The organism is Micrococcus sp. HMSC31B01, assembly GCF_001816085.1.
GTDB classification, from domain to species: domain Bacteria; phylum Actinomycetota; class Actinomycetes; order Actinomycetales; family Micrococcaceae; genus Micrococcus; species Micrococcus luteus.
This window is the reverse complement of record NZ_KV825339.1, coordinates 1-8,842: the sequence shown is the minus strand read 5'-3', so window position 1 is coordinate 8,842 and position 8,842 is coordinate 1. Positions and strand designations below refer to the sequence as shown.

Annotated in this window: 6 protein-coding genes, 2 tRNA genes and 1 pseudogene; 7 read left to right on the top strand and 2 right to left on the bottom strand. The window is 71.9% G+C overall.

Annotated elements, in window-relative coordinates:
• Positions 1-252: pseudogene (locus tag HMPREF3105_RS10510) on the top strand (histidine phosphatase family protein); the annotation flags it as partial.
• 121 nt (positions 253-373) lie between these two features.
• Positions 374-449, top strand: a tRNA-Ala gene (locus tag HMPREF3105_RS10505).
• 86 nt (positions 450-535) lie between these two features.
• Here the strand turns inward: HMPREF3105_RS10505 and HMPREF3105_RS10500 are convergent.
• On the bottom strand, positions 536-1,666 hold the full coding sequence (locus HMPREF3105_RS10500) for an oxidoreductase (RefSeq protein ID WP_036316946.1): 1,131 nt from the start codon (positions 1,664-1,666) through the stop codon (positions 536-538).
• 169 nt (positions 1,667-1,835) lie between these two features.
• Here HMPREF3105_RS10500 and HMPREF3105_RS10495 point away from each other — a divergent pair.
• Positions 1,836-1,911: transfer RNA gene (locus HMPREF3105_RS10495), tRNA-Ala, on the top strand.
• 243 nt (positions 1,912-2,154) lie between these two features.
• A complete protein-coding gene (locus HMPREF3105_RS10490) occupies positions 2,155-3,243 on the top strand; it encodes a hypothetical protein (RefSeq protein WP_070709544.1) in 1,089 nt (362 codons plus the stop codon).
• A 96-nt stretch (positions 3,244-3,339) separates the two neighbouring features.
• On the opposite strand, the gene HMPREF3105_RS10485 is transcribed toward HMPREF3105_RS10490, so the two are convergent.
• A complete protein-coding gene (locus HMPREF3105_RS10485) occupies positions 3,340-4,032 on the bottom strand; it encodes a TetR/AcrR family transcriptional regulator (RefSeq protein ID WP_036316951.1) in 693 nt (230 codons plus the stop codon).
• 161 nt (positions 4,033-4,193) lie between these two features.
• On the opposite strand from HMPREF3105_RS10485, the gene HMPREF3105_RS10480 reads away from it, so the two are divergent.
• Genes HMPREF3105_RS10480 through HMPREF3105_RS10470 form a run of 3 tightly spaced genes read left to right on the top strand, consistent with a single transcriptional unit; the run spans position 4,194 to position 8,796 of the window.
• Positions 4,194-5,726: a flavin monoamine oxidase family protein gene (locus HMPREF3105_RS10480; RefSeq protein WP_036316954.1), complete on the top strand. Its 1,533-nt coding sequence runs from the start codon at positions 4,194-4,196 to the stop codon at positions 5,724-5,726.
• 26 nt (positions 5,727-5,752) lie between these two features.
• On the top strand, positions 5,753-7,414 hold the full coding sequence (locus tag HMPREF3105_RS10475) for an APC family permease (protein WP_036316957.1): 1,662 nt from the start codon (positions 5,753-5,755) through the stop codon (positions 7,412-7,414).
• Positions 7,411-8,796: an NAD-dependent succinate-semialdehyde dehydrogenase gene (locus tag HMPREF3105_RS10470; RefSeq protein ID WP_036316960.1), complete on the top strand. Its 1,386-nt coding sequence runs from the start codon at positions 7,411-7,413 to the stop codon at positions 8,794-8,796. Before HMPREF3105_RS10475 ends, HMPREF3105_RS10470 begins: the two co-directional genes overlap by 4 nt.
• Positions 8,797-8,842 lie beyond the last annotated feature (46 nt).

Here is an 8,842-nt window from a genome sequence, read left to right as displayed (position 1 = left end):
CTGCGTGCGCTGCGCGGACACGTGCCCCCGCACTGGGCGGACACCCCGCGCGACGGTGGCGCCCACACGCTGCTCGCCGTGGCCCACGGTGCGCTGATCCGCGCGGCCACGGGGCTGCTCCTGCGTCACGAGGGCGAGGCCTTCGCGGCGATGGAACGGATCGGCAACGCCCGCGCCGCCGTGCTGCAGGGCGCGTTCGCTCCCGCGACGGAGGGCTGGGGCGACTGGACCCTCGAGGGCTACGGCATCTGAGGGCGCCCCGGCCCGGACGCCGATTTGGCGCCCGCGCGGGGACCGTGTACGCTGGTCGAGTTGCCAGCGAGGCGAACGGGCCGGAAACGGCGCGTGAACATCGCGGGTGACGCCCACATCTGGGGGTATGGCGCAGTTGGTAGCGCGTCTGCATGGCATGCAGAAGGTCAGGGGTTCGAATCCCCTTACCTCCACCAGTCAGAAGGCCCGGTCCATATGGACCGGGCCTTCGTCGTCGTCGGACTCCCGTGCGGGGCCGGGAGGCGACCGCCGCCCCGCGACATCACCGCGGTTCTGCACTGCGGTGATGTCGCTCCGCCGCGGTCGGTGCGGGGGACACGCCCGGGAACGCGGCGCGCTCCACCGCCGTGAGTGCGGGTTCCACCGCACGGCCCTCCCGCGCCGAGGCGACGGCGGCCTCGAGCACCGCCATCACGGCGACGGCCTGGTCGGGGGTGGCGGCGTCGCTGCCCGGGCGGCCCAGGATCGCGTTGCGCACGCCCGTGTAGGACCGCTGCTGGGCTCCGGTCGGCGCAGGGACGCGCTCGATGTTCCCCTCCACGTCGTGCAGGAGGATCGGGTCCGGGTCGACGCCCCAGCCCTCGGCGCCGGGGAGCAGACCCGCGCGCAGCTGCGCCTCCTGCTGATCCGGCAGTTCCTTCACCGCGGAGCCGCGCGTCCCGTGGACCGCGAAGCGCGGGCTGCCGCCGGCCACGAGCATCGACGCCTGCAGGACGACGCGCCGGCCCGGGTACTGCAGCACGCAGTGCGCCCAGTCCTCGACCGGGGCGCCCGGACGCAGGACCGCGAGGTCGGCGTCCACGCGATCGGGGACACCGAAGAGCAGGAGCGCCTGGTCGACCAGGTGCGGGCCGAGGTCGAACCAGATGCCGCCCCCGGGCACCGCGGCTTCCCGCCAGCGGTCCCGGACGGTCGGGCGGAAACGGTCGATCCGGGACTCGAGGTGGACGACGTCCCCGAGCCGGCCGGAGCGGACCAGCTCGGCGATGCCCAGGAAGTCGCTGTCGAAGCGGCGGTTCTGGAACACCCGCAGCACCCGCCCCGTCTCGGCCGCGAGGTCGCGCAGCTCCCGCGCCTCGGCGAGACTCAGCGTGAACGGCTTGTCCACCACCACGTGCCTACCCGCCCTCAGGGCCGTGCGCGCGAGCGGCGCGTGTTGGTCGTTCGGGGCGGCGATCACCACGAGGTCCACGTCGTGGCACGCCAGGAGCGCGTCCACGTCAGGCACCACGACGACGTCCGGCAGGTCCGCGTGCACCGCGTCCGGGCGGCTCGAGACGACATGGGTGAGAGCGAGTCCCTCCGTGGCGTGGAGCAGGGGGACGTGGAACGTCTTCCCGGCGAACCCGTAGCCGATCAGCGCGGTGCGGATCGGTGCGTCGGTGGGGGACATGCAGGACCTCCTGGGCTGGCGGCGGGCATGGGAGCGTCCCCTGCACGCTAGGCCGTGGGACCGCGGCGGTCCATCGACGCCGCCCGGCCGGTTTGCGCGGTCCCTGCAGGCCGGGTATTCTGTTCAGGTGCTCCGGCCGGTCCGCCGGAAACGGAGTCACCACCCACCTGGGGGTATGGCGCAGTTGGTAGCGCGTCTGCATGGCATGCAGAAGGTCAGGGGTTCGAATCCCCTTACCTCCACCAGTCAGAAGGCCCGGTCCGTGCGGACCGGGCCTTCGTCGTCGTAACGGCCAGCTCGCCGTCGAGAACCACCGGTCACGGCCGGGTTGCGGTCCAGCGTCGATCACGCATCGACGTCGCATAGCTCTTTCATGGCAGGCTCTCGGCGGACAGACTCGAGGCGTCCCCACCCGTGGAGCCCGGAACACCGGTGCTGCAGAGGCGGGGGCCGCCGGCCCTGTCCGGCCGACTCAGTGAGGAGCTGCCATGTCCGTCATCCGTACCCGTCGTCCCTCCCTCCGTCACCTGCCCGTCGCCGTCGCCGCCGCCGGCCTCAGCACCGCCGTCGCCCTCGCCGGCCCCGCCGCCGCCTGGGACGACGCCCACGGCCCCCAGGCCGGCTACTTCCAGGCCGTCGACCACGAGAACGTCACCACCGCCCTCTTCCAGACCTACGACGGCTACGACCCGGAGGACCTCACGCTCACGCTCACCCCGGTGGCCGAGGACGGCACCCGCCTGGAGGGCGGCCAGGAGGTCGAGTTCACCGCCCTGGACGTCATCGACGGCGGTGCGGTGGACGTCCTCGAGACCCGCCGCGCGCTCGGCGCGGCCGGTGAAGGCCTCGTGCGGTACGACGTGGAGGTGGACGGGCAGATGCTGAACATGGGCATCACGCTCCAGGCGGACACCGACCTCGCCGACGATCAGGGGGCGGCCGTGCACTCCGTCGACGGCCCGCAGATGGCCCACCTCGGGGACCGGCCCCTGGCCTGGGACTCGGCCATGCAGTTGGCACCCGGGGTGGCGGGCGCCGAGATCGTCCACCTGGTCGCCGCGCCGACGATGGAGAACACCTACGCGGCGGTCGTGGCCGAGCCGGCCCACGGTGAGGTCTTCGCGTTCCGTGACTCGGAGCACTCCGAGCTCCGTGCCTGGTACATCCCCGACGAGGGCTTCGTCGGCACGGACACCTTCACCGTCGACTTCCACAGCGAGCACGTCGCCCATGTCCAGACCGTCACCGTGCACGTCGGCGAGGAGATCCCCGCCGCGTACGACGGCTTCCTCGATGCCGAGGACGGCGTCCTCAACGGGAAGCCGCTCGACCTGACCGACCCGGACACCGCCGCGGCGCTCGCCGCGTTCCGGGCCGACGAGGCCGCCCCGGCTCCGGAGGACGGGGAGGAACAGCCCGCTCCGGCTCCGGAGGACGACGCCGACGCCGACGAGCAGCACACGACCCCGGACACCGTCGAGACGGGGCAGTCCACCGGCTGGTGGCTGGCCGGCCTCGGCGCCGCCCCCGCGGGAGTGCAGGTCGCGGCCCGCCGTCGTCTGGGCCTGACCGACTGACAGCCCGCCGCGCACAGATCCTTCGACGCGCCGCCCCTCTTACGCTCAGGGGCGGCGCGTCCGTGCCGGCATGACACGCGGCCGGCAGCCCGCGCGTCAGTCGCCGAGGCCCGCCAGCAGCAGGTCCAGTCCCTCCTCGAAGGGTGCGTCCGCATAGGGGTTCCGCGCCCCCGTCGCGCGCGTGCCCCCGCCCGCCCGGAAGGCCTCGGCGGCCGCGCCAAGCGCGGGCAGGCGCTCCTGCGCCCCCGCCACCTCGAAGATGTCGGCCGGAGCGTCGACGTCGTACGCAGACCCGTAGATGAACGACTCGAGCGCGATCACCCGGGCCAGCACCTGCTCCGGCGCCAGACCGGTCCGGGCCAGCACCGCGCACACCGTCTCGTAGACCCGCTGCGTCGACGGGGCTCCCTCGATCGGCAGGGTCGCGATGAGCGGGATCAGCGGCGGATGGGCCGCGAAGACGTCGCGGTAGGAGCGCGCCCACGCCCGCAGGGCGGCGACGACGGGCACCTCGCCCCGGATCGCGGCCTCCAGCTCGACGAGCGAGACCTCGCCCATCACGGCGTCCTGCAGCAGGACGAGCAGCTCATGCTTGCCGCTGATGTGGTTGTAGAGCGCGCTCGGCGCCACGCCCAGGCGACGGCCGACCGCCGCCATGGTGAGCCCTTCGTATCCCTCGGTGCGGGCGACCGCGAGCGCCGCGTCCGCGATCGCTTCGCGGCTCAGAGCGGGGGAGAGAGGTCGTCCGCGGTGGCGGCGCGCCCGGGGCGGTTCAGTGGTCTCGTCCATCCGGCCATTCTGACCCGTCGGACGGGCAGGAGGTGTCAGGCCGGCTACGGACCAGCCTTCCCTTCCCGGCGCGCGGCCCGTACAGTGAGCGCCGACACTCTAAATGAACGGCATTCACCCGGGCCCCGCCCGATGCCCCGTCCCCGCCAGAGGAGCACCCCATGACCACCGCCCCCGCCACCGCCGGCCGCGAGCGCCGGACGAGCGACGTCGTCGTGATCGGCGCCGGCCCGGCCGGCCTCATGGCCGCCCGCACCGCGAAGGCCCAGGGCCTGTCCGTCACCGTCCTGGAGGCTCGCCGGCGCGTCGGCGGCCGCACCTGGAACGGCCTGGTCGAGGGCGCCGACGGCAAGGACCACTTCATCGAGATCGGCGGCCAGTGGATCTCCCCGGACCAGACCCGCCTCATCTCCCTGGTGGAGGAGCTCGGCCTGCCGACGTTCTCCCGCTTCCGCGACGGTCGCAACGTCTACGTGGACCCGCGCGGAGAACGCCACGTCTACGACGGCCTCGACTTCCCGGTGGCCGAGAAGACGGACCGGGAGATGGATCGCCTGATCGCCAAGATCGACGAACTGACCGCCGAGATCGACGCCGCCGCCCCGTGGGAGCACCCGCGGGCCGCCGAGCTGGACAAGATCTCCTTCCGGCACTGGCTGGAGCAGCAGTCCGACGACCCGGAGGCCATCGACAACGTCTCCATCTACATCGCCTCCGGCATGCTGACCAAGCCCTCCCACACCTTCTCCCTGCTCCAGGCGCTGCTCATGTCCGCCTCGGCGGGGTCGTTCCGCAACCTGGTGGACGAGGACTTCATCCTGGACAAGCGCGTCGAGGGCGGCATGCAGTCCGTGTCCCTGGCCATGGCCGCCGAGCTGGGCGACGACGTCGTCCTCGGCCAGCCGGTGCGCACCCTGCGCTGGGCCGAGCCGGACCCGTCCACCGCGGACGAGAAGAACGGTGTGGCCGCAGACGTGCGCAACGGCGTGGCGCACGACGGCGCCGCCGGCGACGTCGTGGCGCTCACTGACGACTACGAGGTGCACGCCCGCTACGCGGTCCTGGCCGTCCCGCCGAACCTCTACAGCCGCATCTCCTTCGAGCCGCCGATGCCGCGCGAGCAGCAGATCGCGCACCAGCACATCTCCATGGGCCTGGTCATCAAGGTGCACGCCGTGTACGAGACCCCGTTCTGGCGCGAGGAGGGCCTGTCCGGCACGTGCTTCGGTGGGGGCCGTCTCGTCCAGGAGATCTATGACAACACCAACCGCGGCGAGAACCTGGCCGGTGGCGCCCCGGGCGAGGAGGACCCGCACGGCACCCTCGTCGGCTTCGTGTCCGACGTGTACGCGGAGCAGATGTGGGCCCTGCCGGAGGAGGAGCGCAAGGCCGCGATCCTCGGCGCCATGGCCGAGTACCTCGGCCCCCGGACCCTCGAGCCGATCGCGTTCTTCCTCTCGGACATGGCCGCCGAGGAGTGGACCCGAGGCGCCTACGCCACCAGCTACGACCTCGGCGGGCTCTCCCGCTGGGGCCACCTCCAGAACCGCCCGACCGGTCCCATCCACTACGCGTGCTCGGACATCGCAGCCGAGGGCTACCAGCACGTGGACGGCGCGATCCGCATGGGCGAGGCCGCCGCCCTGGCCATCGCCGAGCGGGAAGCCACCGACGCGGGGCAGCCCACCGGCTGACCGGCCCGACGGACAAGGACATCCTCATGAGCGCATCCACCCCACGACGCCGCGTCGTCGACAATGAGGGACACGAGCACGTGTACCCGACCACCTCCGCCATCGAGCAGGTCAACCTGCTCAACCCGGGCGGGGTGAGCAACAAGGGGCTCCAGGCCGGCAAGGTCGGCCTGCTCGGGGCGGTGGTGATCGGCGTCTCCGTCGTCGCCCCCGCCTACACGTTGACCTCGGGCCTCGGGCCGACCATCAGCACCGTCGGCACCCACGTGCCCGCGATCCTGCTGCTCGGCTTCATCCCGATGCTCCTGGTGGCCCTCGGCTACCGGGCGCTGAACACGCGGGTGCCGGACTCCGGCACGTCGTTCACCTGGGCCACGCACGCCTTCGGGCCGTATGTCGGGTGGATGGGCGGCTGGGGGCTCATCGCCGCCTCCGTGATCGTGCTGTCCAACCTGGCGGCCGTCGCCGTCGACTTCACGTTCCTGCTGCTCGCCCAGATCACCGGGAGCCAGGCCATCGCGGACCTGGCCGGCAACCTGTGGGTCAACATCCCCCTGACCCTGGTGTACCTGGCCCTGGCCGGATGGATCTCGCACCGCGGCATGGAGACCACCAAGCACCTGCAGTACATCCTGGTGGCCTTCCAGATCCTGGCCCTCGGTGCGTTCGCGGTCGCCGCCCTGACGCAGTCCTCCCGTGGCGCGGGCTTCGACCCCACCCCGGTGCAGCTGGACTGGTTCAACCCGTTCACCGCGGGCGACTTCAGTGTGGTCGCGGCCGGCGTCTCCCTGTCCATCTTCCTGTTCTGGGGCTGGGACGTGACCCTCACGATGAACGAGGAGACCAAGGACCCCGAGCGCACCCCCGGCCGGGCCGCCGCCGTCACCGTGTTCGTCATCATCGCCGTCTACATCCTGTCCGCCCTGGCCGTGATCTCCTGGGCGGGCATCGGCTCCGAGGGCCTGGGCGCGGGCAACCCGGACAACCAGGAGTCGATCTTCGCGGTCCTCGCCGGCCCGATCCTGGGCCCCTTTGCCGTGATCATGTCCAGCGCGATCCTCGTCAGCTCCCTGGCCTCCCTGCAGTCCACCATGGTCTCCCCGGCCCGCACCCTGCTGGCGATGGGCTTCTACCGGGCCGTGCCCGCGCGCTTCGCCGAGCTGAGCCCCCGGTTCAACAGCCCGGCCTTCGCGACCTGGGTGTGCGCGGGCTTCGCCGGCCTCTTCTACGTCGTCACGCGGCTGCTCTCCGAGAACGCCCTGTGGGACACCATCACCGCTCTGGGCCTGATGATCTGCTTCTACTACGGCATCACCGCCCTGGCCTGCGTCTGGTACTTCCGCCGCGAGTGGTTCACCTCGGTGGGCAACGCCCTCACCACCTTCCTGTTCCCGCTGATCGGCGGCCTCGTGCTGCTGGTGATGTTCTGCGTGACCGCGATGGACTCCACCGACCCCGACTACGGCTCCGGCTCCTCCGTGTTCGGTGTCGGCACCGTGTTCATCCTGGGCATGGGCGTGCTGGCCATCGGCGTGGTACTGATGATGTGGACGCGGCTGCGCCACCCGGCCTACTTCCGTGGCGAGACCCTGCCGCAGACGGACTCGACCCGACCCATCCCCATCATCCGTCCGGACGACGACGGCACTGCCGTGGTCCGGGACCCCAACGAGAGGACCCACTCATGAGCACCCCCACCGGCTATCGCGTGCAGGACCCCAGCACCGGCCAGGTCGTGGAGACCTTCCCCGCCCTCGCCGACGGTGAGGTCGACCAGGTGCTGGCCGCCGCCGAGACCGCCCAGCGCGCATGGGCCGCCCGCCCCATCGAGGAACGCGCCACCATCGTGCAGAAGGTCGCGGACCTCTTCGAGGAGCGCAAGGACGAGCTCGCGCAGATCATCGCCACCGAGATGGGCAAGCGCGTGACCGAGGGCGTCGAGGAGGCGGAGTTCAGCTCGGCCATCTTCGGCTACTTCGCGGACAAGGGCCCCACCCTCGCCGCGGACCGCCCCATCGAGACCTACGGGGGCGGCCGCGCCATGATCCGCCACCTGCCCCTGGGTGTGCTGCTGGGCGTCATGCCGTGGAACTTCCCGTACTACCAGATCGCCCGTTTCGCCGCGCCGAACCTCATGCTCGGCAACGCGATCGTGCTCAAGCACGCCGAGATCTGCCCGCGCTCGGCCCTGGCCGTGCAGCAGATCATGGACGACGCCGGCGTGCCGGCCGGCGTGTACACCAACGTGTTCGCCACGCACGACCAGATCGCCGAGTTCATCGCCGACCCGCGCGTGGCCGGCGTCTCCCTGACCGGCTCCGAGCGGGCCGGCTCCGTGATCGGCGCGCTCGCGGGCCAGCACCTCAAGAAGGCCGTCCTCGAGCTCGGCGGGTCGGACCCGTACATCGTGCTCGACGCCGAGGATCCGGCCGAGGCCGCCCGCACCGCGTGGGCGACCCGCATGTACAACATGGGCCAGGCCTGCAACTCCAACAAGCGCATGATCGTCTCGGCGGACATCCATGACGCCTTCGTGGCCGAGCTGGTGTCCCTGGCCGAGGCCATGAAGCCCGGGGAGGCCGCCGACGAGGACCCGACGGTGTTCACCCCGCTGTCCTCGCGCGGTGCCGCCGAGGGCCTGGCCGAGCAGGTGGAGCGGGCCCGTCAGCAGGGCGCGACCGTCCACGTCGGCGGGACCGTCACGGACGAGGCGGGCGCCCGCTTCGCCCCGGCCGTGATCACGGGCGTCACCTCCGAGATGGACGCCTACCGCGAGGAGCTCTTCGGCCCCGTCGCCGTCGTCTACAAGGTGGCGTCCGCGGACGAGGCGCTCGCTCTCGCCAACGACTCCCAGTACGGCCTGGGCGGCGCCGTGTTCTCCCAGGACGAGGCTCAGGCCGAGCGGATCGCCCGGCAGCTCGAGGTCGGCATGGCCAACGTCAACACGCCGGCGGGAGAAGGGGCGGAGATCCCGTTCGGCGGCATCAAGCGCTCCGGCTTCGGCCGCGAGCTCGGCCCGCTCGGCATGGACGAGTTCGTCAACAAGCAGATGTACTTCGTCCAGGACTGACACCCCACGACGACGACGGGCCCGCCTCCGGTGACCGGAGGCGGGC

What these genes read in the sequence shown, in the direction of transcription:
- HMPREF3105_RS10475 (WP_036316957.1), top strand. Translation starts at nt 5,753, where the DNA reads ATGAGCGCATCCACCCCACGACGCCGCGTCGTCGACAATGAGGGACAC.
- HMPREF3105_RS10500 (WP_036316946.1), bottom strand. Translation starts at nt 1,666, where the DNA reads ATGTCCCCCACCGACGCACCGATCCGCACCGCGCTGATCGGCTACGGG.
- HMPREF3105_RS10485 (WP_036316951.1), bottom strand. Translation starts at nt 4,032, where the DNA reads ATGGACGAGACCACTGAACCGCCCCGGGCGCGCCGCCACCGCGGACGA.
- HMPREF3105_RS10480 (WP_036316954.1), top strand. Translation starts at nt 4,194, where the DNA reads ATGACCACCGCCCCCGCCACCGCCGGCCGCGAGCGCCGGACGAGCGAC.
- HMPREF3105_RS10490 (WP_070709544.1), top strand. Translation starts at nt 2,155, where the DNA reads ATGTCCGTCATCCGTACCCGTCGTCCCTCCCTCCGTCACCTGCCCGTC.
- HMPREF3105_RS10470 (WP_036316960.1), top strand. Translation starts at nt 7,411, where the DNA reads ATGAGCACCCCCACCGGCTATCGCGTGCAGGACCCCAGCACCGGCCAG.